Source organism: Paenarthrobacter sp. NPDC089675, from assembly GCF_044749185.1.
Classification (GTDB): Bacteria; Actinomycetota; Actinomycetes; order Actinomycetales; family Micrococcaceae; genus Arthrobacter.
This window is the reverse complement of sequence record NZ_JBIVHM010000001.1, coordinates 78,102-102,492: the sequence shown is the minus strand read 5'-3', so window position 1 is coordinate 102,492 and position 24,391 is coordinate 78,102. Positions and strand designations below refer to the sequence as shown.

Genomic DNA, 24,391 nt, shown 5'->3' with positions numbered 1-24,391 from the left:
AGCTCTTAGAGAGCGGTGGTGCTTCCGCCTGCTGCTGCAATCTTTTCAGCCGCGCTGGAAGAGAAAGCGTGGGCGGTGACGTCAACCTTGACGGTGATGTCGCCGGTGCCCAGCACCTTGACGGGCTGGTTCTTGCGAACGGCACCCTTCTCAACCAGGGACTCAACGGTGACAGCGCCACCTTCCGGGAACAGCTCGTTGAGCTTCTCCAGGTTTACAACCTGGAACTCAACCCGGAACGGGTTCTTGAAGCCGCGCAGCTTCGGCAGGCGCATGTGCAGCGGCAACTGGCCGCCGGCAAAGCCAGCCTTCACCTGGTAGCGGGCCTTCGTACCCTTGGTACCGCGACCAGCGGTCTTACCCTTGGAGCCTTCACCACGACCAACACGGGTCTTGGCGGTCTTGGCACCCGGGGCGGGACGCAGGTGGTGGACCTTCAGAGCGTTCTGCTTCTCAGCAGCCTCTGCGGCGGTCTTGTTCTCTGCCATTACTTCGCCTCCTCAACATTCACGAGGTGCGGAACCGTGTTGAGCATGCCAACGGTCACGGCGTCGGCGTCACGGACAACGGTGTGTCCGATGCGCTTCAGGCCGAGGGACCGAAGGGTGTCGCGCTGGTTCTGCTTGGCGCCGATGACGCCCTTGATCTGGGTGATTTCCAACTTTGCGTCGGAAGGAGTCAGGTTCTTAGCCATGACTAAACACCTGCCTTCTGGTTCTGGAGCGCACGCACCAGGGCAACCGGAGCAACCTCGTCCAGCGGCAGGCCACGGCGGGCAGCCACGGAAGCGGGCTCTTCGAGCTGCTTCAGGGCGTCAACGGTCGCGTGAACGATGTTGATCGCGTTGGAGGAACCGAGCGACTTGGAGAGGATGTCGTGGATACCCACGCACTCCAGTACTGCACGGACCGGACCACCGGCGATAACACCGGTACCAGCGGAAGCCGGACGCAGCAGGACAACGCCTGCAGCAGCCTCACCCTGCACACGGTGCGGGATGGTGTTGCCAACGCGGGGAACGCGGAAGAAGGACTTCTTGGCCTCTTCTACGCCCTTTGCGATAGCAGCAGGAACTTCCTTGGCCTTGCCGTAGCCAACGCCAACCATGCCGTTACCGTCGCCCACGACGACGAGAGCGGTGAAGCTGAAGCGACGACCACCCTTGACGACCTTGGCAACGCGGTTGATGGTTACAACGCGCTCTACGAACTGGCTCTTCTCGGCCTCACGGCCGCCGTCGCGGCCACCACGGCCACCACGGTCGCCGCGGCCCTGGCCACGCTCGCCGCGCTCGCCACGACGTCCGCCGCGGCGGTCGTCGGTAGCGGCAGCGGTCTCAGTTGCTTCAGCAGCTGCAGCTTCAGTCACCTGAATGTCCTTTTCGTTGTTTTCAGCGGTCACAGTGCCAGCCCACCTTCGCGTGCACCGTCAGCGACGGCGGCGATGCGGCCGTGGTACTTGTTACCGCCACGGTCGAAGACAACAGCTTCGATGCCTGCAGCCTTGGCGCGCTCGGCAACGAGCTCACCAACGCGCTTGGCCTTTGCAGTCTTGTCTCCGTCGAGTGCGCGCAGGTCCGCTTCCAGGGTGGAAGCAGAAGCCACGGTGACGCCCTTGCTGTCATCGACAACCTGGACGAACACGTGACGTGCCGAGCGGTTGACGATCAGGCGGGGACGTACAGCCGTGCCCGAAATGCGCTTGCGGATACGAAGCTGGCGACGGCTGCGTGCAGCAGACTTGCTCTTGTTCGAACGCTTCTTGTTAATTGCGATGGCCATGGTTTACTTACCAGCCTTTCCGACCTTGCGGCGGATGACTTCGCCGGCGTAACGGACACCCTTGCCCTTGTAGGGGTCGGGCTTGCGCAGCTTGCGAATGTTGGCAGCAACCTCGCCGACCTGCTGCTTGGAGATACCCGAAACAGAGAGCTTGGTGGGGCCCTCCACAGCGAAGGTGATGCCCTCGGGAGCCGAGACGTTGACCGGGTGGCTGTAGCCCAGAGCGAACTCCAGGTCAGCGCCCTTGGCCTGAACGCGGTAACCGGTACCGACGATTTCAAGCTTCTTCTCGTAGCCCTCGGTGACGCCCTGGATCATGTTGGCGATCAGGGTGCGGGTCAGGCCGTGCAGCGAACGCGAGTTGCGCTCGTCGTTCGGGCGGGTGACCGTGAGGGTGTTCTCCTCGAGGGAGACCTCGATCGGGCTGGCAACCGTGTGGCTCAGCTCGCCCTTGGCACCCTTGACGCTGATGACCGAGCCATCGAGCTTGACCTCAACGCCGGCAGGAACGGTGATGGGGAGACGTCCAATACGTGACATTATTCTCTTCCTTTCCCGTTACCAGACGTAAGCGAGGACTTCGCCGCCCACGCCCTTCTTGCCGGCCTGCTTGTCAGTCAGGAGGCCGGAAGAGGTGGACAGGATTGCGATACCCAGGCCACCCAGCACGTGAGGCAGGTTGGTGGACTTCGCGTAAACGCGGAGACCCGGCTTGGAGATGCGGCGGACACCAGCGATCGAACGCTCGCGGTTAGGACCGAACTTGAGGTCGATGGTCAGCTTCTTGCCGACCTCGGCTTCTTCTTCCTTCCAGCCAGCGATGAAGCCTTCTGCCTTCAGGATGTCGGCAACGCGTGCCTTCAGCTTGCTGTACGGCATGGTCACGGAGTCGTGGTATGCCGAGTTTGCATTGCGCAGACGCGTAAGCATGTCTGCGACAGGATCTGTCATAGTCATTGTGGGCTATAGCCCTTCCTCGTAACGGTTTCCGCTGCGCTTGCTCTTGCGAGGCATCGCTTACGGACCTGTCACGTAGTTAGTTTTCGGTCTTGAACGGGAAACCAAGCGCCTTGAGCAGCGCGCGGCCTTCGTCGTCGGTCTTGGCAGTGGTGACAACCGTGATGTCCATACCGCGAACGCGGTCGATGGAGTCCTGGTCGATTTCGTGGAACATAACCTGCTCGGTCAGACCGAAGGTGTAGTTGCCGTTGCCATCGAACTGCTTGCCGTTGAGGCCGCGGAAGTCACGGATACGCGGCAGAGCCAGCGATACCAGACGGTCCACGAATTCCCACATGCGGTCGCCACGCAGGGTTGCGTGTGCACCGATCGGCATGCCTTCGCGCAGCTTGAACTGTGCGATCGACTTGCGGGCCTTGGTTACCTGCGGCTTCTGGCCGGTGATCAGGGTGAGGTCGCGGACAGCGCCGTCGATCAGCTTGGAGTCCTTGGCGGCATCTCCAACACCCATGTTCACAACAACCTTCACCAGGCGGGGAACCTGGTTCACGTTCACGTAGTTGAATTCGTCCTGCAGCGACTTCTTGATGGTCTCTGCGTACTTCGTCTTCAGACGAGGAACGATCTTCACCGGAGTCTCGAGAGTCTCAGTCATTAGATGTCCTTCCCGGTGGCCTTGGACACGCGGATACGAACGGTCTTGGTGCGGCCGTCCTTCTCAACGGTGTCGAGACGGAAACCAACGCGGGTCGGCTTCTTGGTCGACGGGTCTACCAGAGCGACGTTGGAAACGTGGATCGGGGCTTCGACAACCTCGATGCCTCCGGTCTTGGTGCCGCGCTGCGACTGTCCGACCTTGGTGTGCTTGGTGACGCGGTTGATTCCTTCTACCAGCACGCGGTTGGTAGCCGGGAATACGCGCAGGACCTTGCCCTGCTTGCCGCGGTCGCCGCCGCGTTCCTGCTTGGCGCCGGTGATGACCTGAACCAGGTCACCCTTCTTGATCTTAGCCATGGACTAAAGCACCTCCGGGGCCAGCGAAACGATCTTCATGAACTTCTTGTCGCGAAGTTCACGACCAACCGGGCCGAAGATACGGGTACCGCGGGGGTCGCCGTCGTTCTTCAGGATCACAGCTGCGTTCTCGTCAAACTTGATGTAGGAACCATCCGCACGGCGGCGTTCCTTCTTGGTACGAACGATGACAGCCTTGACGACGTCACCCTTCTTTACGTTGCCGCCAGGGATAGCGTCCTTGACGGTTGCGACGATGACGTCGCCAATGCCTGCGTAGCGACGGCCGGATCCACCGAGAACGCGAATGGTAAGGATTTCCTTAGCACCCGTGTTGTCGGCGACCTTGAGTCGCGACTCCTGCTGAATCAATTTTTACTCCTTGCGTCGCGCTGGTTCTCAGACCGAAAACATGCATACGGAATGAGCCTTGCGGAACGGTTGATCGGGGTGTCTCTGGACCTGCCTGGATTTTGCCAGAACAGGCCTAAACGCCCGTGCCACGAGCATCAGCTTCCCTTGCAGGAAAACCCTGCGCGGGGCAGTATGCAGTGGCACGATTGTTTACGAGGTGGTTGATGACGCACAAATGGCGCCATACAAACTCAAAATCTTAGCATGCTTTAGGGCCATACCATAACCGGGCCAGAAAGCGGAAGGGCCCGCGCTCCATACGGAACGCGGGCCCTTCCAGTAACCCATGCCGGACATGCCGGCGTCGGATTTACTTGGCCTTTTCGAGGATCTCCACCAGGCGGAACCGCTTGGTAGCGGACAGCGGGCGGGTCTCGGCGATCAGAACGAGGTCGCCGATGCCGGCGGTGTTCTGCTCGTCGTGAGCCTTGATCTTCGAGGTGCGGCGAATAACCTTGCCGTACAGAGCGTGCTTCACGCGGTCTTCAACCTCAACAACGATGGTCTTTTCCATCTTGTCGGAGACTACGTAGCCGCGACGCGTCTTACGGTAACCGCGCTGTTCAGCGCTGGCTGCTGCTTCCGTCACGTTTTCCTTCTCGCTCACTTGGCGTCCTCTCCAGCCTCAACCTCGGCAGCTTCTGCCTTGGCAGCCTTCTTGGACTTCTTTTCTTCCTTGGCTTCCACAACCGGTGCGGCAACCTCGGCACGAATGCCCAGCTCGCGCTCACGGAGAACGGTGTAGATGCGTGCGATGTCCTTCTTTACCGCGCGCAGACGACCGTGGTTCTCCAGCTGGCCGGTGGCGGACTGGAAACGCAGGTTGAACAGCTCTTCCTTGGACTTGCGGAGTTCTTCAACGAGACGCTCGTTGTCGAAACCGTCCAGCTGTGCGGGTGCGAGATCCTTCGACCCTACTGCCATTTCTATTCACCACCTTCGCGACGCACAATGCGTGCCTTCAACGGCAGCTTGTGGATTGCCAGGCGCAGGGCCTCGCGAGCTACCTCTTCATTGACACCGGAGAGTTCGAAGAGAACCCGGCCCGGCTTGACGTTTGCGACCCACCATTCCGGCGAACCCTTACCGGAACCCATACGGGTTTCGGCAGGCTTCTTGGTCAGTGGACGGTCCGGGTAGATGTTGATCCAGACCTTACCGCCACGCTTGATGTGGCGGGTCATCGCGATACGGGCGGACTCGATCTGACGGTTGGTGACGTATGCCGGGCTCAGGGCCTGGATGCCGTACTCACCGAAAGTGACCTTGGTGCCACCCGTAGCAGCGCCGGAACGACCCGGGTGGTGCTGCTTACGGTGCTTGACTCGACGTGGGATAAGCATTTAAGCCTGTCCTCCTTCTGCTGCAGGAGCAGCAGCTTCAGCGGCCGGTGCTTCAACGGCAGCAGTCGCTGCCTCAGCTGCCGGGCGGTCGTTACGACGACGGCGGTCGCCACCCGGGCGGCCCGGACGGTCTCCTCCACGGCCACGGGACGGAGCAGCAGCAGCCTGCTGAGCCAGTTCCTTGGCAGTGACGTCACCCTTGTAGATCCAGACCTTCACGCCGATGCGGCCGAAGGTGGTCTTGGCTTCGTAGAAGCCGTAGTCGATGTTCGCGCGGAGGGTGTGCAGGGGCACACGGCCTTCGCGGTAGAACTCCGAGCGCGACATTTCTGCGCCACCCAGACGGCCCGAGCAAGCAACACGGATGCCCTTGGCACCTGCGCGCTGTGCGGACTGCATGGCCTTCTTCATTGCACGGCGGAAAGCCACGCGGGAAGTCAGCTGCTCTGCGATGCCCTGGGCAACGAGCTGTGCTTCGATCTCCGGGTTCTTGACCTCGAGGATGTTCAGCTGGACCTGCTTGCCGGTGAGCTTTTCGAGCTCGCCGCGGATGCGGTCTGCTTCAGCGCCGCGGCGGCCGATAACGATACCCGGACGTGCCGTGTGGATGTCCACGCGGACGCGGTCGCGGGTGCGCTCGATCTCGACCTTGGCGATGCCGGCGCGCTCCATGCCCGTGGACATGAGCTGGCGGATCTTGATGTCCTCGCGGACGAAGTCCTTGTAGCGCTGTCCGGGCTTGTTGCTGTCAGCGAACCAGTGCGAAACGTGGTCGCTGGTGATGCCGAGTCGGAACCCGTGCGGGTTTACTTTCTGTCCCACTTAGCGAGCCTCCTCTTTCTCCGGGGTTGCGACGACCACGGTGATGTGGCTGGTCCGCTTCTTGATGCGGTACGCGCGGCCCTGGGCACGCGGCTGGAACCGCTTCATGGTGGGGCCCTCATCAACGAATGCTTCGCTGATGAAGAGGTCGCTGTCGTCGAATGCAACGCCGTCACGGTCCGCGAGGACGCGTGCGTTGGCCATTGCCGACTGAAGTACCTTGAATACCGGCTCCGAAGCTGCCTGCGGGGCAAACTTCAGAATTGCCAGAGCCTCATTCGCTTGCTTGCCACGAACAAGGTTGACGACGCGCCGGGCCTTCATAGGCGTTACGCGGATGTGACGCGCAATTGCCTTGGCTTCCATTGCTTTCCTTCTCTCGTCTAAGACGTAAAGTCAGGCGCCTTAGCGGCGCTTGCCCTTACGGTCGTCCTTAACATGGCCGCGGAATGTCCGCGTGGGAGCGAATTCGCCGAGCTTGTGCCCGACCATCGACTCAGTGACAAACACCGGAATGTGCTTGCGTCCGTCGTGTACGGCGATCGTGTGCCCGAGCATGTCGGGGATGATCATCGAACGGCGGGACCAGGTCTTGATGACGTTCTTGGTGCCCTTATCGTTTTCCCGTGCGACCTTCACAAAGAGGTGCTGGTCAACGAAAGGACCTTTTTTCAGGCTGCGTGGCATGTGTCCAGGCTCCTATCGCTTGTTCTTGCCAGTACGGCGGCGACGAACAATAAGCTTGTCGCTCTCTTTGTTCGGACGGCGGGTACGGCCCTCGGGCTTGCCGTTCGGGTTGACCGGGTGACGACCACCGGAAGTCTTACCTTCACCACCACCGTGCGGGTGGTCAACCGGGTTCATGGCTACACCACGGACGGTCGGGCGGACGCCCTTCCAGCGCATACGGCCGGCCTTGCCCCAGTTGATGTTCGACTGCTCGGCGTTGCCGACCTCGCCGACGGTTGCGCGGCAGCGCACGTCAACGTTGCGGATTTCACCGGAAGGCAGACGCAGCTGGGCGAAACGGCCTTCCTTGGCAACGAGCTGGACCGAAGCACCTGCGGAGCGGGCCATCTTGGCGCCGCCACCCGGACGCAGTTCAACTGCGTGGATAACGGTACCGACGGGGATGTTGCGCAGCGGCAGGTTGTTGCCCGGCTTGATGTCAGCGTCGGGACCAGCCTCGACGAAGTCACCCTGGGACAGCTTGTTCGGAGCGATGATGTAACGCTTGGTGCCATCAACGTAGTGCAGGAGGGCGATGCGAGCCGTGCGGTTCGGATCGTACTCGATTTCGGCAACGCGGGCGTTGATGCCGTCCTTGTCGTGACGACGGAAGTCGATCAGACGGTACTGGCGCTTGTGTCCGCCACCCTTGTGACGGGTGGTGATCTTACCGGTGTTGTTACGGCCGCCGGTCTTGTGCAGCGGACGCAGCAACGACTTTTCCGGAGTCGACCGCGTGATTTCAGCAAAGTCGGCTACGCTCGAGCCACGACGGCCCGGGGTAGTCGGCTTGTATTTACGGATTCCCATAATTTATTTCCTCGTTAAAGTGGTCTCCGCTACGCGAGCGGACCGCCGAAGATGTCGATTGTGCCTTCTTTGAGGGTGACAATTGCACGCTTGGTGCTCTTGCGCTGTCCCCAGCCGAATTTGGTGCGCTTGCGCTTACCGGCACGGTTGATGGTGTTGATCGAATCGACCTTGACGGAGAAGATCTTCTCCACGGCCAGCTTGATCTCGGTCTTGTTCGAGCGGGGGTCCACCAGGAAGGTGTACTTGCCTTCGTCGATCAGACCGTAGCTCTTTTCCGAAACGACGGGTGCAAGCACGACGTCGCGCGGGTCCTTGATGGTGGTTACGCTCACTTGGAGGCCTCCTCGTTCTTTGCCTTGTCAGCGACGAACGCATCGAAAGCAGCCTTGGTGAAGACCACGTCGTCGGAGATGAGCACGTCGTAGGTGTTCAGCTGGTCTGCGTACAGAACGTGAACATCTGCGAGGTTGCGCACGGACAGTGCTGCAACGTCTTCGGTGCGCTCGATTACGACGAGCAGGTTCTTGCGCTCCGAGACTGCACGCAGCGACGCCAGTGCTTCCTTGGCGGACGGCTTGGTGCCGGCAACCAGGGCTTCAATAACGTGGATGCGGTCGTTACGGGCGCGGTCAGAGAGGGCGCCACGGAGAGCAGCAGCCTTCATCTTCTTGGGGGTCCGCTGGCTGTAGTCGCGCGGGGTCGGACCGTGGACAATGCCACCGCCGGTCATGTGCGGAGCACGGATGGAACCCTGACGGGCGCGGCCGGTGCCCTTCTGCTTGAACGGCTTGCGACCTGCACCGGAAACCTCGGCGCGGGTCTTGGTCTTGTGGGTTCCCTGGCGGGCAGCAGCGAGCTGTGCGACGACGACCTGGTGCAGCAGCGGCACGTTGGTCTGGACGTCGAAAATCTCTGCAGGCAGGTCAACCTTGACAGTGCTAGTCATTTAACTAGGCTCCCTTCACGGCGGAACGTACGAGTACGACCTGGCCGCGGGCACCGGGGACGGCACCCTTGATAAGGAGCAGCGACTTCTCAACGTCAACAGCGTGAACCGTGAGGTTCAGCGTGGTGTGACGCTCGGCGCCCATGCGGCCGGCCATTTTCAGACCCTTGAAGACGCGGCTCGGGGTGGATGCGCCACCGATGGAGCCAGGCTTACGGTGGTTCTTGTGGGCACCGTGGGAAGCGCCGACACCGGAGAAGCCGTGACGCTTCATAACACCGGCAAAGCCCTTACCCTTGGAGGTGCCGACGACGTCGATCTTCTGGCCGGCTTCGAAGATCTCAACAGAGAGCTCCTGGCCCAGCTCGTAGGATGCGGCGTCTGCGGTACGCAGTTCGACGACGTGGCGGCGAGGAGTTACGCCTGCCTTCTCAAAGTGACCAGCCAGCGGCTTGGTGACCTTGCGGGGATCGATCTGGCCGTAGCCGATCTGGACGGCGACATAGCCATCGACCTCTGCGTTGCGCAGCTGGGTGATGACGTTGGAGTCAGCCTGGACGACAGTTACCGGGATGAGCTTGTTGTTCTCGTCCCAGACCTGGGTCATGCCGAGCTTCGTGCCCAGCAGGCCCTTTACGTTACGGGTTGCGGTCATAGTCTCTCAGCACCTCCCTAGAGCTTGATTTCGATGTTCACGTCTGCAGGCAGGTCGAGACGCATAAGCGAGTCAACGGCCTTCGGCGTGGGGTCGATGATGTCGATCAGACGCTTGTGAGTACGCATTTCGAAGTGCTCACGGCTGTCCTTGTACTTGTGAGGAGAGCGAATAACGCAGTAAACGTTCTTCTCCGTGGGCAGCGGCACCGGGCCGACTACCGTTGCGCCTGCGCGCGTGACCGTCTCAACGATCTTCCGCGCTGAAACATCAATGACCTCGTGGTCATATGACTTCAGCCGGATGCGGATTTTTTGTCCCGCCATGTCGCCTGACTCTCTTTCAGCTAGTGCTGCTCTAGTTAGGGCTGCTCTGTTTACTTACCTGTTCTTGTGGCCGCCGAAGCGTTTGAGGATTTACCACCACACGCCGCACAAGCTGAATCCGGAAACTTCCGGGTTCCTCAACCTGCCGGCGCACCGACCCCCGCGGTCGGGCGTGTCGCGATTTTCACGCAAACTCGACCGCATTCCATGGGGTTCAGGGTTATGTTTGGGCTTCAGCCTGGACCCTGGCATCCGGCATTATCCGGATCGGGACGCGAAGAAGCGCTTGAACAACTCATCCAGTATGCCGGAAATAGAAGCCAAAGGCCAATCGGGCCTGCCCAAGCCATTGCCAGCCCCGCCATCCCGTATGGATGATGGAGCATGACAGTCCAGGATACGGGTTCCGTGGAAGATCTGGCCGCCCGGCTCCGTCCAGGATTCACGCTCGGCGTCGCCTCCGCCGCTTTCCAGATCGAAGGCTCCCTGACGGCTGACGGCCGGGGTCCGTCAGGGTGGGATGCCTTCGCCGAAAAGCCGGGAGCAATTGTCGACGGCGGCTCCCCCGCCATTGCCTGCGACCACTACAACCGCGCGGACGAGGACATAGCGCTGATGCAGGAACTCGGTGTTGATTCCTACCGGTTCTCCTTGTCCTGGCCACGGATCCAGCCTGATGGACAGGGAGCCGTGAACCAGCGAGGACTGGATTTCTACGACCGCCTGATTGACAAGCTCCTGGCCGCTGGCATCGCACCCATGGTTACGGTCTACCACTGGGACACGCCGCTCCCCCTTGAACATGCCGGCGGGTGGATGAACCGGGAAACGGCCCTTCGTTTTGCCGAGTACGCCGCCATCGCCGCCCGTCACTTCGGCGACCGCGTCGACCGATGGGTCACCGTGAACGAACCCGTCTCAGTGACCCTGCAGGGCTATGCGCTGGGAGCACACGCCCCTGGCCGCGAACTGCTGTTCGACTGCCTCCCCGCCGCCCATCACCAACTGCTGGGCCATGGCCTGGCCGTAAAAGCACTCAGGGCAGAAGGGGTCAAAGGAGCGATCGGCCTGTCCAACATGCATTCGCCGGTGCGTCCGGCAAGCAATCGCCTCTCGGACCGCCTGATGGCTGAGGCGCTGGACCTGATCCTCAACCGCATCTACGCCGACGCAGTGCTCTTGGGGCAATACCCCAAGCCGTCACTTCCGTTGTGGCCCTGGTTCCGCTCCTTGGGGCCGGTACTGGACGGCGACCTCGAGACCATCAGCCAGCCCCTGGATTTCTATGGCCTGAACTACTACTACCCGCTCAAGGTTGCATCCGGCCGCGGTCCTGCCGAGATCCCCACCGGCCAGGCGGAGGAGATGGTCAACGTTCCGTTCCATCTGGCCGCTTACCAGGAGTATGAAACCACCGGTTTCGGATGGCCTGAGGCGCCGGAACAACTGGCAGTGTTGCTGCAGGAAATGCACGAACGCTACGGAGACCGCCTACCGCCGGTGTACATCACCGAAGGCGGGGCGAGTTTCCCCGAACCGGAACACGTCACCGGCCCCATCCAGGACACCAACCGGATCACCTACCTGGCCGAACACCTGGGCCACGCACTGACGGCCACAGGACCGGGCGGGCAAGCCGAAGGCGTGGATCTCCGCGGCTATTACGTCTGGACATTGCTGGACAACTTCGAGTGGGCCGCGGGCTACTCCCAGAGGTTCGGGTTGGTGCACGTGGACTTCGACTCCTTGGAGCGGACGCCCAAGGAGTCCTTTTACTGGCTCCGGGCCTTGGAACGCGCCCGACGGCGGCAGGCGTAGCCCGGCCGGGTTAAATCAGTTCCAAGCCTTACTTGTTCTTGTTGGCGCGGTTGATTCGCTTGGCACGATCGATCTCGTTGCGGAAGTACTTTCGGCCCCAAACGACGCCGCCGCCAAGGGCTGCAATGATGACAAGGAAAATCAGGAATTCCATGGTTGCTCCTCTCTCTGAAGCAACATTATCCGACGCCGTCCGTGGCGTGAGATCCACCGCCGTCGTCACCGCCTGCCTACAGGCAGGTGGACGGAAGCGCCAGCAGGAACAAAGAAGAACCCCACCGCCGAGGCGATGGGGTTCTTCTTTGGGTTGCTTCCGGAACCGGAAACTTCCCGATCTACAAGCAGAAACTACTTGATGATCTTGGTAACACGTCCCGAACCAACGGTGCGGCCACCTTCACGGATTGCGAAGCCGAGGCCCTCTTCCATTGCGATCGGCTGGATGAGCTCAACGGTCATCTCAGTGTTGTCGCCGGGCATAACCATTTCCGTGCCCTCGGGCAGGGTGATAACGCCGGTAACGTCCGTCGTACGGAAGTAGAACTGCGGGCGGTAGTTCGAGTAGAACGGGTTGTGACGTCCGCCTTCATCCTTGGAAAGGATGTAGACGTTTGCCTCGAAGTCGGTGTGCGGGGTGATGGAACCCGGCTTGACGACAACCTGGCCACGCTCGACATCGTCGCGCTTGAGGCCACGGAGCAGCAGGCCACAGTTCTCGCCGGCCCATGCTTCGTCGAGCTGCTTGTGGAACATCTCGATACCGGTAACCGTGGTCTTCTGGATCGGGCGGATGCCAACGATCTCAACCTCGGAGTTGATGGCGAGGGTACCACGCTCGGCGCGGCCCGTAACAACGGTGCCACGGCCGGTGATGGTGAAGACGTCTTCGATCGGCATCAGGAACGGCTTGTCGCGGTCACGTACGGGGTCCGGAACGGACTCGTCGACAGCTGCCATGAGGTCCTGGACGGACTTGACCCAAACCGGGTCGCCTTCCAGAGCCTTCAGACCGGAAACGCGAACGACGGGAGCGTCGTCACCGTCGAAGCCCTGCGAGCTCAGGAGCTCACGAACTTCCATTTCAACGAGGTCGAGGAGTTCCTCGTCCTCAACCATGTCCGACTTGTTCAGTGCGACCAGCAGGTAGGGAACACCAACCTGGCGGGCGAGCAGAACGTGCTCACGGGTCTGGGCCATCGGACCATCGGTTGCGGCAACCACGAGGATTGCGCCGTCCATCTGGGCAGCACCGGTGATCATGTTCTTGATGTAGTCAGCGTGACCCGGGGCGTCAACGTGTGCGTAGTGACGCTTCTCGGTCTGGTACTCCACGTGGGAGATGTTGATCGTAATACCGCGCTGGCGCTCTTCCGGAGCGGAGTCGATCGACGCGAAGTCGCGCTGCTCGTTGAGATCCGGGTACTGGTCGTACAGCACCTTGGAAATGGCGGCAGTCAGCGTCGTCTTACCGTGGTCAACGTGACCGATGGTGCCGATGTTGACGTGCGGCTTAGTCCGCTCGAACTTTGCCTTTGCCACAGGTTCCTCCTAGAACGATTTCAAGTGACGTGCTCCTCGGCCGCGCTTTTCGCGGCAGAAACTCTAGCAAGTCTACTTGGGGGCTTGGTTTTGGTGAAATTTCAGATTCAGGAACCAATCTTAGTTCCTCGAGTCTGTTCGCGCAGGGGGCCGGGCCACAGCTCTCGCCGTGGCCCCGCCACACACGCTGGGATGCCTTCCCGGAACCGGAATTGCATCCGTTACCGGGGGATTACTCGCCGCGGGTCTTCTGGATGATCTCGTCGGCAACAGCCTTCGGGACCTCCGCGTAGCTGTCGAACGTCATCGAGTACACGGCGCGACCCTGGGTCTTGGACCGGAGGTCACCGATGTAGCCGAACATTTCGGACAGCGGCACGTTCGCACGGACCACCTTCACGCCTGCGGCATCTTCCATCGACTGGATCATGCCACGGCGGGAGTTGAGGTCACCGATGACGTCGCCCATGTATTCCTCAGGGGTACGCACCTCGACGGCCATCAGCGGTTCGAGCAGGACGGGGTTGGCCTTGCGGGCACCTTCCTTGAACACCTGGGAACCGGCAATCTTGAACGCCATTTCCGAGGAGTCAACATCGTGGTAAGCACCATCGATCAGGCTCGCCTTGACGCCCACCATCGGGTAGCCGGCAAGGATACCGAACTGCATTGCGTCCTGGATACCAGCGTCAACGGAGGGGATGTATTCACGCGGAATACGGCCACCGGTGACCTTGTTTTCGAACTCGTAGAAGGTACCGTCCGTGGTTTCCAGCGGCTCGAAGGAGACCTGGACCTTTGCGAACTGGCCCGAACCACCAGTCTGCTTCTTGTGGGTGTAGTCGACCTTTTCCACAGCGCGCTTGATGGTTTCGCGGTAAGCAACCTGCGGCTTGCCGACGTTGGCCTCGACCTTGAATTCGCGGCGCATACGGTCAACGAGGATGTCGAGGTGGAGTTCACCCATACCCGCGATAACGGTCTGGCCGGTTTCTTCGTTGAGGGAGACCTGGAAGGTCGGGTCCTCAGCGGAGAGCTTCTGGATAGCCGTGGAGAGCTTCTCCTGGTCACCCTTGGTGTTCGGCTCGATCGCAACCGAGATCACGGGCTCCGGGAAGCTCATGGACTCGAGGACGATCTGGTTGGCCGGATCGCAGAGGGTGTCACCGGTGGTGGTGTCCTTCAGGCCGATCGCAGCGTAGATGTGGCCGGCGGTAGCGCCCTCAACGGGCATTTCCTTGTTGGCGTGCATCTGGAAGAGCTTGCCGATGCGCTCCTTCTTGCCCTTGGTGGAGTTGACCACCTGAGCACCCGAATCGACGTGACCGGAGTACACGCGGATGAAGGTGAGCTGGCCGAAGAAGGGGTGCGCGGCGATCTTGAACGCAAGAGCGGAGAACGGCTCGTCAGCGGCAGGCTTACGGGTCAGTTCCTTCTCTTCGTCGCGGGGATCGTGGCCGATCATCGCGGGAACATCCAGCGGGTTCGGCAGGAAGTCCACAACAGCGTCAAGCATCGGCTGGACACCGCGGTTCTTGAAGGCAGAACCACAGAAGACCGGGTAGAGCTCGGAGTTGATGGTCATCTTGCGGATGCCGGCCTTGAGCTCTTCGAGGGTGAGTTCTTCACCTTCGAGGTACTTCTCCATGAGTTCCTCGGAAGCCTCTGCAACAGTCTCAACGAGCTGCGCACGGTATTCCTCGGCCTTTTCCTTGAGGTCGGCAGGAATTTCCTGGACTTCGTAGGAAGCACCCATGGTCACGTCGCCCTTGGCGTCGCCGGGCCAAACCAGCGCACGCATTTCAAGGAGGTCCACGACGCCGACGAAGTCGTTCTCGGAACCAATCGGCAGCTGCATGACCAGCGGCTTGGCGCCGAGGCGGGAGACGATGGTGTCAACGGTGAAGTAGAAGTCAGCGCCGAGCTTGTCCATCTTGTTGACGAAGCAGATACGCGGAACGTTGTACTTGTCAGCCTGGCGCCAAACAGTCTCGGACTGCGGCTCCACGCCTTCCTTGCCGTCGAACACTGCGACTGCACCGTCGAGGACGCGCAGGGAGCGCTCAACCTCAACCGTGAAGTCCACGTGGCCCGGGGTGTCGATGATGTTGATCTGGTTCTTGTTCCAGAAACAGGTCACGGCCGCGGACGTGATGGTGATGCCGCGTTCCTTTTCCTGCTCCATCCAGTCGGTCGTCGAAGCGCCGTCGTGCGTTTCGCCGATCTTGTGGTTCACACCCGTGTAGAACAGGATGCGCTCGGTAGTGGTGGTCTTGCCGGCATCGATGTGGGCCATGATGCCGATATTGCGGACCTTGTTAAGGTCGGTAAGCACGTCCTGTGCCACGGGGTCTCCCTTTCGGATGGACTACACGTTCGCCGCCGGCTCGGTAGAGCCGGCGGCGTCCGGGAAGTTTTACCAGCGGTAGTGTGCGAAGGCCTTGTTGGACTCGGCCATCTTGTGGGTGTCTTCGCGACGCTTGACAGCGGCACCGAGACCGTTCGAGGCATCCAGGATCTCGTTCTGGAGGCGCTCGGTCATCGTCTTTTCGCGGCGGGCCTTGGAGTAGCCCACGAGCCAACGCAGGGCGAGGGCGGTGGAGCGACCCGGCTTGACCTCAACCGGAACCTGGTAGGTGGCGCCACCAACACGGCGGGAGCGCACCTCGAGGGAAGGCTTGACGTTGTCCATGGCCTTCTTCAGGGCTGCGACGGGGTCGCCGCCCGTCTTGGCGCGGGCACCTTCAAGAGCACCGTAAACGATGCGCTCTGCAGTGGACTTCTTGCCGTCGATGAGGACCTTGTTGATCAGCTGGGTGACCAACGGGGAGCCGTAGACGGGATCTGAAACGAGCGGCCGCTTGGGGGCCGGACCCTTGCGAGGCATATTACTTCTTCTCCATCTTTGCGCCGTAGCGGCTGCGGGCCTGCTTGCGGTTCTTGACACCCTGGGTGTCGAGGGCGCCGCGGACGATCTTGTAACGGACACCCGGGAGGTCCTTCACACGACCACCACGGACGAGCACGATGGAGTGCTCCTGCAGGTTGTGGCCAACACCGGGGATGTAGGCGGTAACTTCAACACCACCGTTAAGGCGCACACGTGCAACCTTACGAAGGGCCGAGTTCGGCTTCTTCGGGGTGGTGGTGTAAACGCGGGTGCAAACACCGCGGCGCATCGGGCTGCCCTTCAGCGCGGGAGCCTTGGTCTTGGAGACCTTCGGCGTGCGGCCCTTGCGGACCAGCTGGTTAATCGTAGGCACTTTCGTGTTCTCCGTTGTTTGATCTCTGCCCCCACACACTGGCGCCAGCCTGTGCTCAGTGGGAACTTTGGCGTTGCTCATGCGGCCGGCCGGAACTTCCGATAGGCGTGCAAAAGTGCGGCATTCGTTGCGCAAGTTGCCCGCAACCCGGAAACAGGCTCCACCCAACATCATGAGAACAAAACCAAAATGATGTTGCGGCGGCCTTCATCCACTGCCACACAGAACAATTACCAAAAGTCTAGCACGGCTTGATCCAGCACCTTAATCGGGTGTATGGAGGACGACGGCGGAAGGGGGCTGCCGCCGTCGTGGTTCACTCCCCCGCCTCATCGGGCGGACCAAAACTTTAACGGGCCAGGCCCCGCACTCGATGAATGCGGGGCCTGGCCTTCAGTCAATGACTACTGCCGAACGGGTCAGCGGAAGTCGTTGCCGAGGTCGTAGTCATCCAGCGGGATGGCGTGGAACTCGGGAGCTCCGTCGCCGCCCAGGGCGTCGTAGGAGAAGTCGGTGAAAGCGCTGGGGCCCGTGAACAGGCTTGCCTTCGCTTCTTCCGTCGGCTCCACAGTGACCTGGGTGTAGCGCGGGAGACCCGTGCCGGCCGGGATGAGCTTACCGATGATGACGTTTTCCTTGAGGCCGAGCAGGGGGTCGCTCTTGCCTTCCATGGCCGCCTGCGTCAGGACGCGGGTGGTCTCCTGGAAGGAAGCTGCCGACAGCCAGGACTCGGTAGCCAAGGAAGCCTTGGTGATACCCATGAGTTCCGGACGGCCGGAAGCCGGTGCCTTGCCCTCGGATACGACGCGACGGTTCTCGTCCTCGAAGCGGGCGCGCTCTGCCAGCTCACCCGGGAGCAGGTCGGAGTCGCCGGACTCGATGACGGTTACGCGGCGCAGCATCTGGCGGACGATAACCTCGACGTGCTTGTCGTGGATACCAATACCCTGGCTGCGGTAAACGCCCTGCACTTCGTCCACGAGGAACTTCTGTGCGGCACGCGGACCCATGATGCGCAGAACCTGCTTCGGGTCCACCGGACCGTTGATCAGCTTCTGGCCGACGCTGACGTGGTCGCCGTCCTCGATCAGGAGGCGGGACCGGCGCAGTACCGGGTAGGCGATCTCTTCGGAGCCATCGTCCGGAGTAATCACCAGGCGCATCTGGCGCTCGGACTCTTCGATGGTGATGCGGCCGGCTGCTTCTGCAATCGGTGCAACACCCTTCGGAGTACGGGCTTCGAACAGTTCCTGGATACGGGGCAGACCCTGGGTGATGTCATCGCCACCACCCGCGGAAACAGCACCACCGGTGTGGAACGTACGCATGGTCAGCTGGGTACCGGGCTCACCGATGGACTGTGCGGCGATGATGCCCACGGCCTCGCCGATGTCCACGGTCTTGCCGGTGGCCAGTGAACGGCCGTAGCAAAGTGCACAGGTGCCGACCTTGGACTCACAAGTGAGTACGGAGCGGACCTTGACCTCGGTGATGCCTGCATTCAGCAGCTGGTCGATAACGACGTCGCCGCAGTCGGTGCCTGCCGGTGCCAGGACGTTGCCCTGGGCATCGACGACGTCGACGGCCAGCGTACGTGCATAGGCGCTGTTCTCGACGTTCTCGTCCAGGACCAACTCACCGTTGGAGTCCGGAACGGCGATCGGCGTGACCAGGCCGCGCTCGGTGCCGCAGTCCTCTTCGCGGACGATGACGTCCTGCGAGACGTCCACCAGACGACGGGTCAGGTAACCCGAGTTGGCGGTACGCAGAGCGGTATCGGCCAGACCCTTACGTGCACCGTGCGTGGCGATGAAGTATTCCAGCACCGACAGGCCCTCGCGGTAGGAGGACTTGATCGGGCGCGGGATGATCTCACCCTTCGGGTTGGCCACCAGGCCACGGATACCCGCGATCTGACGGACCTGCATCCAGTTACCACGTGCACCGGAGGACACCATGCGGTTGATCGTGTTCATCGGGGACAGGCTGTCGCGCATCGCCTGGGCGATCTCGTTGGTTGCCTTGTTCCAGATCTCGATCAGTTCCTGGCGACGCTCGTCGTCGTCGATCAGGCCCTTGTCGTACTGGCCCTGGATCTTTGCAGCCATGTTCTCGTAACCGGCAAGGATGCCCGGCTTGGAGTCCGGAACCTCGATGTCGGAGATGGCGACAGTGACGCCCGAGCGGGTAGCCCAGTAGAAACCGGCGTCCTTCAGGTTGTCCAGCGTGGCCGCCGTGACAACCTTCGGGTAGCGCTCCGCGAGGTCGTTGACGATCCGGGACAGCTCGCCCTTGTCCGCAACGTTCTCAACCCAGGGGTAGTCCTCGGGCAGCGTCTGGTTGAAGATGACCTGGCCCAGGGAGGTTTCAACGAGGGCCGGCTGGCCCTGCTCCCAACCTTCCGGAGCTTCCCAACCTGCGTAGGGTACGAAGTCGTCCAGACGGATCTTGACCTTGGAGTTCAGGTGCAGCTCACGGGCATCGAAAGCCATGATGGCTTCCGAGACCGAGGAGAACACGCGACCCTCGCCGGCGGAACCGACGCGCTTGGTGGTCAGGTGGTACAGGCCGATGATCATATCCTGCGAAGGCAGGGTCACCGGACGGCCATCGGACGGCTTCAGGATGTTGTTCGAGGACAGCATCAGGATGCGGGCTTCGGCCTGGGCTTCCGGGCTCAGCGGCAGGTGGACTGCCATCTGGTCGCCGTCGAAGTCAGCGTTGAAGGCGCCACAAACCAGCGGGTGGAGCTGGATTGCCTTGCCTTCCACAAGCTGCGGTTCGAAGGCCTGGATGCCGAGGCGGTGCAGGGTAGGTGCACGGTTGAGCAATACCGGGTGCTCGGTGATGATCTCTTCCAGCACGTCCCAGACCTGCGGACGGTAGCGCTCGACCATGCGCTTTGCCGACTTGATGTTCTGCGCGTGGTTGAGGTCAACCAGGCGCTTCATCACGAACGGCTTGAAGAGCTCCAGGGCCATCTGCTTGGGCAGACCGCACTGGTGCAGCTTCAGCTGCGGGCCGACGACGATGACCGAACGGCCGGAGTAGTCAACACGCTTGCCGAGCAGGTTCTGGCGGAAACGACCCTGCTTGCCCTTGAGCATGTCGCTCAGGGACTTCAGGGGACGGTTACCCGGACCCGTGACAGGGCGGCCGCGACGGCCGTTGTCGAACAGGCTGTCAACAGCTTCCTGAAGCATGCGCTTCTCGTTGTTGACGATGATCTCCGGCGCACCGAGGTCAAGCAGGCGCTTGAGTCGGTTGTTGCGGTTGATCACGCGGCGGTAGAGGTCGTTGAGGTCGGAGGTCGCGAAGCGGCCACCGTCCAGCTGGACCATCGGGCGCAGTTCCGGCGGGATCACCGGGACGGCGTCGAGAACCATGCCGAGCGGGCTGTTGTTGGTGGTCAGGAATGCGTTGACAACCTTCAGGCGCTTCAGGGCACGCGTCTTGCGCTGGCCCTTGCCGTTCTGGATGGTGTCGCGCAAGGACTCGGCCTCAGCCTGCATGTCGAAGGTCTCAAGGCGCTTCTTGATGGCTTCTGCACCCATGGAGCCCTCGAAGTACATGCCGTAGCGGTCACGCAGTTCGCGGTAAAGGCCTTCGTCACCTTCGAGGTCGGCGACCTTGAGGTTCTTGAAACGGTCCCAGACCTGCTCAAGGCGCTCGATGTCGGCGTCGGCACGCTTGCGGACGTTCGCCATCTGGCGGTCAGCGGAGTCGCGGGCCTTCTTCTTGTCGGCACCCTTGGCACCCTCGCCCTCAAGACGGGCAAGCTCGTCTTCAAGGTCGCGGGCGATCTGGGCGATGTCGCTGTCGCGGTTGTCGACCAACTGCTTCTTCTCGAGGTCGTGCTCGACCTGGAGGTTCGGCAGTTCTGCGTGGCGGTTTTCCTCGTCCACGCTGGTGATCATGTAGGCAGCGAAGTAGATGACCTTCTCAAGGTCCTTCGGAGCCAGGTCCAGAAGGTAGCCGAGGCGCGACGGAACGCCCTTGAAGTACCAGATGTGGGTTACGGGAGCGGCGAGCTCGATGTGGCCCATGCGCTCACGGCGCACCTTGGCACGGGTGACCTCAACGCCACAACGCTCGCAGATGATGCCCTTGAAGCGGACGCGCTTGTACTTGCCGCAGTAGCATTCCCAGTCGCGGGAAGGTCCGAAGATCTTCTCGCAGAAAAGACCGTCCTTCTCAGGCTTGAGAGTGCGGTAGTTGATGGTTTCCGGCTTCTTGACCTCACCGTACGACCAACCACGGATGTCTTCCGCGGTGGCGAGGCCGATCTGCATGAGGCCGAAGGAGGATTCGCTGGACATATGGTCCCTGTTCTCTCTTGTTCTCTAAATTCTGAAGTCTTGGTTACGGAAAGAGGGAGCTGCCCGGCAGGCGGCCTTTTGGTGCCGCCTGCCGGAACGGCTGCTAGACCTCTTCTACGGAACTGGGCTCTGCACGGGACAGATCGATACCCAGTTCCTCCGCAGCCGTGAAGACTGCGTCATCAGAGTCACGCATTTCGATCGTTGTTCCGTCGGTGGAAAGGACTTCCACGTTCAGGCACAACGACTGCATTTCCTTGATCAAGACCTTGAAGGACTCCGGAACGCCAGGCTCAGGGATGTTCTCGCCCTTGACGATGGCTTCGTAGACCTTCACGCGGCCGTGGATGTCATCCGACTTGATCGTGAGGAGTTCCTGAAGGGTGTAGGCGGCGCCGTATGCTTCGAGCGCCCACACTTCCATTTCACCGAAGCGCTGGCCACCGAACTGTGCCTTACCACCCAGCGGCTGCTGCGTGATCATGGAGTACGGACCGGTGGAGCGTGCGTGGATCTTGTCGTCCACCAGGTGGTGGAGCTTCAGGATGTACATGTAACCGACCGAGATCGGGTCCGGGAACGGCTCGCCGGAGCGGCCGTCGAACAGACGGGTCTTTCCGGAGGAGTCGATCAGGCGGTCGCCGTCGCGCGTCACGTTGGTGGAGTCGAGCAGGCCCGTGATTTCCTCTTCGCGGGCACCGTCGAACACCGGGGTGGCAACGGTGGTCTGGCCGGTTTCACGGGGCAGGTTCGGGAGGTTCTTGACCCACTCCGGCTCGCCTTCGATCTTCCATCCGGTCTTGGCAACCCAACCGAGGTGGGTTTCCAGGACCTGGCCAACGTTCATACGGCCCGGAACACCAAGCGGGTTCAGGACGATGTCCACCGGGGTACCGTCTGCAAGGAAGGGCATGTCCTCGACCGGGAGGATCTTGGAGATAACACCCTTGTTGCCGTGACGGCCGGCGAGCTTGTCGCCGTCGGTGATCTTGCGCTTGGCTGCAACGTAGACGCGGACCAGCTGGTTCACGCCCGGGGGCAGTTCGTCGTCGTTGTCGCGGTCGAAGACGCGTACGCCGATGACCGTGCCGGACTCGCCGTGCGGAACCTTCAGGGAGGTGTCGCGCACTTCGCGGGACTTCTCACCAAAGATGGCGCGGAGCAGGCGCTCTTCCGGAGTCAGTTCGGTTTCACCCTTCGGGGTGACCTTTCCGACCAGGATGTCGCCGGCTTCGACCTCGGCACCGATGTGGATGATGCCGCGCTCGTCCAGGCCCGCCAGGACTTCCTCGGACACGTTGGGGATGTCACGGGTGATTTCCTCGGCACCAAGCTTGGTGTCGCGGGCGTCGATCTCGTGCTCCTCGATGTGGATGGAGGAGAGGACATCCTCAGCGACGATGCGCTGGGACAGGATGATGGCGTCCTCGAAGTTGTGGCCTTCCCAGGACATGAATGCCACGAGGAGGTTCTTGCCGAGGGCAAGTTCACCCTGGTCCGTTGCCGGACCGTCGGCGATGATGCCGCCAACTTCCAGGCGCTGGCCTTCGTTGACCAGGACACGGTGGTTGTAGCAGTTGCCCTGGTTGGAGCGGGCGAACTTGTTGATGCGGTAGTTGGTCTCAGTGCCGTCGTCGTTGAGCATGACAACGAGCTCGGCGGAAACCTCGGTGACCACACCGGCCTTCTTGGCAATGACGACGTCGCCGGCGTCAACAGCTGCCGCGCGCTCCATGCCGGTGCCCACGAACGGAGCCTCGGAACGGACCAGCGGCACAGCCTGGCGCTGCATGTTGGCACCCATGAGTGCGCGGTTGGCGTCGTCGTGCTCCAGGAACGGAATCAGGGCGGTAGCCACGGACACCATCTGGCGCGGGGAAACGTCCATGAACTGGACGTCGGCAGCGGGAACCAGCACAGGCTCGCCTCCACCACCACGGGCACGGACAAGGACGGTCTCTTCGGAGAAGCGCTTGTCGGCATCCAGCGGAGCGTTGGCCTGTGCGATCAGGACCTCGGCCTCGTCGTCGGCAGTCAGGTACTCAACGTCGTCGGAAACAACACCGTTGGAAACCTTGCGGTACGGCGTCTCGATGAAGCCGAACGGGTTGATGCGGCCGTAGGAAGCCAACGAACCGATCAGACCGATGTTCGGGCCTTCAGGAGTTTCGATGGGGCACATACGTCCGTAGTGGGACGGGTGGACGTCTCGAACTTCCATGCCTGCACGGTCACGGGACAGACCACCCGGGCCAAGTGCCGAAAGACGGCGCTTGTGGGTCAGACCCGAAAGCGGGTTGTTCTGGTCCATGAACTGCGAGAGCTGGGAGGTTCCGAAGAACTCCTTGATCGCGGCAACAACCGGGCGGATGTTGATCAGGGTCTGCGGCGTGATGGCTTCGACGTCCTGGGTGGTCATGCGTTCGCGGACCACGCGTTCCATACGGGAAAGACCCGTGCGGACCTGGTTCTCGATCAGTTCGCCTACGGCGCGGATGCGGCGGTTGCCGAAGTGGTCGATGTCATCGATCTCGACGCGGAGCTCGTGGTCTTCGCCATCGCGCTTGCCCATGATGGTCTTCTCGCCGGCGTGCAGCGCGACGAGGAACTTGATCATGGCAACGATGTCTTCAACGTGCAGGACCGAAGCTTCCTTGTCGCCAAGGGAGCGGTCGATGCCCAGCTTGCGGTTGATCTTGTAACGGCCAACCTTGGCCAGATCGTAGCGCTTGGGGTTGAAGTACAGGTTGTCCAGCAGGGACTGGGCAGCCTCGACTGTGGGCGGCTCGCCCGGGCGCAGCTTGCGGTAGATGTCCAGAAGGGCATCCTCGCGGGTTTCGGTGGCGTCCTTTTCCAGCGTTGCGCGCATGGAGTCGTACTGACCGAACTCTTCGAGGATCTGGCCTTCGGTCCAACCAAGGGCCTTCAGCAGCACGGTGACGGACTGCTTGCGCTTGCGGTCGAGGCGAACGCCGACCTGGTCGCGCTTGTCGATCTCGAGCTCGAACCAGGCACCACGGGACGGGATGATCTTCGCGGTGAAGATGTCCTTGTCACTGGTCTTGTCGGCAGCGCGCTCGAAGTAGGCGCCGGGCGAACGGACCAGCTGGGAAACAACGACACGCTCGGTGCCGTTGACCACGAAGGTTCCCTTTTCGGTCATGAGCGGGAAGTCGCCCATGAACACGGTCTGCTGCTTGATTTCGCCCGTGTTGTTGTTCATGAACTCGGCCTTGACGTACAAGGGAGCCGAGTAGGTGGCGTCACGGTCTTTGCATTCGGCCATGGTGTACTTCGGGTCAGCGAACTCCGGCTCGGAGAAGCTCAGGGACATGGTGCCCTGGAAGTCCTCGATCGGGGAGATCTCTTCGAAGATATCGGCAAGTCCGGAGGTGGTGGCGACGCTCAGGTCGCCTTCCTCCACGGCCTTCGCTACCCGCGCCTGCCAGCGTTCGTTTCCGACCAGCCAGTCAAAGCTGTCTGTCTGCAGTGCGAGAAGATTCGGAACATCCAGGGGTTCGTGAATCTTTGCGAATGAGAGGCGGCGGGTGGCACCATCGGTGCTTGCCGTGTTAGCGGTTTCGTTATTAGAGGTGCTCGAGGCGACCAAGAGGGATCCTTCCACAGACCTTCAGGCGTTTTCAGATCT

Annotated in this window: 28 protein-coding genes; 1 reads left to right on the top strand and 27 read right to left on the bottom strand. The window is 61.5% G+C overall.

The window, feature by feature from the left end; translation table 11 throughout:
- Positions 1 to 5 precede the first annotated feature (5 nt).
- From rplO to rpsJ, 20 genes are all read right to left on the bottom strand, one after another.
- Positions 6 to 488 carry a 50S ribosomal protein L15 gene (gene rplO / locus ACIPY2_RS00550; protein WP_347108065.1) on the bottom strand — a complete coding sequence of 161 codons (483 nt, stop codon included), beginning with the start codon at positions 486 to 488 and terminating at the stop codon, positions 6 to 8.
- Positions 488 to 694: a 50S ribosomal protein L30 gene (rpmD, locus tag ACIPY2_RS00545; protein WP_347108066.1), complete on the bottom strand. Its 207-nt coding sequence runs from the start codon at positions 692 to 694 to the stop codon at positions 488 to 490. The genes rplO and rpmD overlap by 1 nt, the downstream gene beginning before the upstream one ends.
- Positions 695 to 696: 2 nt before the next feature.
- The gene (rpsE, locus tag ACIPY2_RS00540) at positions 697 to 1,368 is read right to left on the bottom strand and encodes a 30S ribosomal protein S5 (protein ID WP_400264459.1); all 672 of its coding nucleotides are present in this window, start codon (positions 1,366 to 1,368) and stop codon (positions 697 to 699) included.
- 29 nt (positions 1,369 to 1,397) lie between these two features.
- Positions 1,398 to 1,781, bottom strand: coding sequence for a 50S ribosomal protein L18 (gene rplR / locus ACIPY2_RS00535; RefSeq protein ID WP_400264458.1), 384 nt, complete (start codon positions 1,779 to 1,781; stop codon positions 1,398 to 1,400).
- 3 nt (positions 1,782 to 1,784) lie between these two features.
- The gene (gene rplF / locus ACIPY2_RS00530; RefSeq protein WP_347108069.1) at positions 1,785 to 2,321 is read right to left on the bottom strand and encodes a 50S ribosomal protein L6; all 537 of its coding nucleotides are present in this window, start codon (positions 2,319 to 2,321) and stop codon (positions 1,785 to 1,787) included.
- Between the two features lie 18 nt (positions 2,322 to 2,339).
- Positions 2,340 to 2,738 carry a 30S ribosomal protein S8 gene (rpsH, locus tag ACIPY2_RS00525; RefSeq protein ID WP_397325848.1) on the bottom strand — a complete coding sequence of 133 codons (399 nt, stop codon included), beginning with the start codon at positions 2,736 to 2,738 and terminating at the stop codon, positions 2,340 to 2,342.
- A 79-nt stretch (positions 2,739 to 2,817) separates the two neighbouring features.
- A complete protein-coding gene (gene rplE / locus ACIPY2_RS00520) occupies positions 2,818 to 3,396 on the bottom strand; it encodes a 50S ribosomal protein L5 (RefSeq protein ID WP_400264457.1) in 579 nt (192 codons plus the stop codon).
- Positions 3,396 to 3,755, bottom strand: coding sequence for a 50S ribosomal protein L24 (gene rplX, locus ACIPY2_RS00515; RefSeq protein WP_347108073.1), 360 nt, complete (start codon positions 3,753 to 3,755; stop codon positions 3,396 to 3,398). The genes rplE and rplX overlap by 1 nt, the downstream gene beginning before the upstream one ends.
- A gap of 3 nt (positions 3,756 to 3,758) precedes the next feature.
- Positions 3,759 to 4,127 (bottom strand): 50S ribosomal protein L14, encoded by a 369-nt coding sequence (gene rplN, locus ACIPY2_RS00510; protein ID WP_003803789.1) that lies wholly within the window; start codon positions 4,125 to 4,127, stop codon positions 3,759 to 3,761.
- A gap of 352 nt (positions 4,128 to 4,479) precedes the next feature.
- Positions 4,480 to 4,776, bottom strand: coding sequence for a 30S ribosomal protein S17 (rpsQ, locus tag ACIPY2_RS00505; RefSeq protein ID WP_144659419.1), 297 nt, complete (start codon positions 4,774 to 4,776; stop codon positions 4,480 to 4,482).
- A complete protein-coding gene (rpmC, locus tag ACIPY2_RS00500) occupies positions 4,773 to 5,093 on the bottom strand; it encodes a 50S ribosomal protein L29 (RefSeq protein ID WP_347108074.1) in 321 nt (106 codons plus the stop codon). Before rpmC ends, rpsQ begins: the two co-directional genes overlap by 4 nt.
- A gap of 2 nt (positions 5,094 to 5,095) precedes the next feature.
- A complete protein-coding gene (rplP, locus tag ACIPY2_RS00495) occupies positions 5,096 to 5,512 on the bottom strand; it encodes a 50S ribosomal protein L16 (RefSeq protein WP_021472412.1) in 417 nt (138 codons plus the stop codon).
- Positions 5,513 to 6,334, bottom strand: a complete 822-nt coding sequence (gene rpsC, locus ACIPY2_RS00490; RefSeq protein WP_400264456.1) for a 30S ribosomal protein S3 — start codon at positions 6,332 to 6,334, stop codon at positions 5,513 to 5,515. It abuts the gene before it with no gap.
- Positions 6,335 to 6,700 carry a 50S ribosomal protein L22 gene (gene rplV, locus ACIPY2_RS00485; RefSeq protein WP_021472410.1) on the bottom strand — a complete coding sequence of 122 codons (366 nt, stop codon included), beginning with the start codon at positions 6,698 to 6,700 and terminating at the stop codon, positions 6,335 to 6,337.
- Between the two features lie 39 nt (positions 6,701 to 6,739).
- Positions 6,740 to 7,021 (bottom strand): 30S ribosomal protein S19, encoded by a 282-nt coding sequence (gene rpsS / locus ACIPY2_RS00480; protein ID WP_011775591.1) that lies wholly within the window; start codon positions 7,019 to 7,021, stop codon positions 6,740 to 6,742.
- Positions 7,022 to 7,033: 12 nt separating this feature from the next.
- Entirely contained in the window at positions 7,034 to 7,873 is an 840-nt protein-coding gene (gene rplB / locus ACIPY2_RS00475; RefSeq protein WP_021472409.1) for a 50S ribosomal protein L2, read from the bottom strand.
- A gap of 29 nt (positions 7,874 to 7,902) precedes the next feature.
- Entirely contained in the window at positions 7,903 to 8,208 is a 306-nt protein-coding gene (gene rplW, locus ACIPY2_RS00470) for a 50S ribosomal protein L23 (protein ID WP_011775593.1), read from the bottom strand.
- Positions 8,205 to 8,822, bottom strand: a complete 618-nt coding sequence (rplD, locus tag ACIPY2_RS00465) for a 50S ribosomal protein L4 (protein ID WP_400264455.1) — start codon at positions 8,820 to 8,822, stop codon at positions 8,205 to 8,207. Before rplD ends, rplW begins: the two co-directional genes overlap by 4 nt.
- A gap of 4 nt (positions 8,823 to 8,826) precedes the next feature.
- Positions 8,827 to 9,477 (bottom strand): 50S ribosomal protein L3, encoded by a 651-nt coding sequence (rplC, locus tag ACIPY2_RS00460; protein WP_387435061.1) that lies wholly within the window; start codon positions 9,475 to 9,477, stop codon positions 8,827 to 8,829.
- Positions 9,478 to 9,494: 17 nt separating this feature from the next.
- Positions 9,495 to 9,803, bottom strand: a complete 309-nt coding sequence (rpsJ, locus tag ACIPY2_RS00455) for a 30S ribosomal protein S10 (protein ID WP_003803825.1) — start codon at positions 9,801 to 9,803, stop codon at positions 9,495 to 9,497.
- A gap of 384 nt (positions 9,804 to 10,187) precedes the next feature.
- Between rpsJ and ACIPY2_RS00450 the strand changes: the two genes are divergently transcribed.
- Entirely contained in the window at positions 10,188 to 11,621 is a 1,434-nt protein-coding gene (locus ACIPY2_RS00450; protein WP_400264454.1) for a GH1 family beta-glucosidase, read from the top strand.
- A gap of 28 nt (positions 11,622 to 11,649) precedes the next feature.
- Here the strand turns inward: ACIPY2_RS00450 and ACIPY2_RS00445 are convergent, their stop codons facing one another.
- From ACIPY2_RS00445 to rpoB, 7 genes are all read right to left on the bottom strand, one after another.
- Positions 11,650 to 11,775, bottom strand: a complete 126-nt coding sequence (locus ACIPY2_RS00445; RefSeq protein WP_400264453.1) for a hypothetical protein — start codon at positions 11,773 to 11,775, stop codon at positions 11,650 to 11,652.
- A gap of 194 nt (positions 11,776 to 11,969) precedes the next feature.
- On the bottom strand, positions 11,970 to 13,160 hold the full coding sequence (gene tuf / locus ACIPY2_RS00440; protein ID WP_021472401.1) for an elongation factor Tu: 1,191 nt from the start codon (positions 13,158 to 13,160) through the stop codon (positions 11,970 to 11,972).
- 232 nt (positions 13,161 to 13,392) lie between these two features.
- Positions 13,393 to 15,507: an elongation factor G gene (gene fusA / locus ACIPY2_RS00435; RefSeq protein ID WP_364159905.1), complete on the bottom strand. Its 2,115-nt coding sequence runs from the start codon at positions 15,505 to 15,507 to the stop codon at positions 13,393 to 13,395.
- Between the two features lie 69 nt (positions 15,508 to 15,576).
- Positions 15,577 to 16,047 carry a 30S ribosomal protein S7 gene (rpsG, locus tag ACIPY2_RS00430; protein ID WP_021472399.1) on the bottom strand — a complete coding sequence of 157 codons (471 nt, stop codon included), beginning with the start codon at positions 16,045 to 16,047 and terminating at the stop codon, positions 15,577 to 15,579.
- 1 nt (position 16,048) lies between these two features.
- Complete coding sequence (gene rpsL / locus ACIPY2_RS00425) at positions 16,049 to 16,423, bottom strand: 30S ribosomal protein S12 (protein WP_009358312.1); 375 nt, start codon at positions 16,421 to 16,423, stop codon at positions 16,049 to 16,051.
- Positions 16,424 to 16,842: 419 nt separating this feature from the next.
- Positions 16,843 to 20,742: a DNA-directed RNA polymerase subunit beta' gene (locus ACIPY2_RS00420; protein ID WP_400264452.1), complete on the bottom strand. Its 3,900-nt coding sequence runs from the start codon at positions 20,740 to 20,742 to the stop codon at positions 16,843 to 16,845.
- A gap of 103 nt (positions 20,743 to 20,845) precedes the next feature.
- The gene (gene rpoB / locus ACIPY2_RS00415; protein ID WP_400264451.1) at positions 20,846 to 24,352 is read right to left on the bottom strand and encodes a DNA-directed RNA polymerase subunit beta; all 3,507 of its coding nucleotides are present in this window, start codon (positions 24,350 to 24,352) and stop codon (positions 20,846 to 20,848) included.
- Positions 24,353 to 24,391 lie beyond the last annotated feature (39 nt).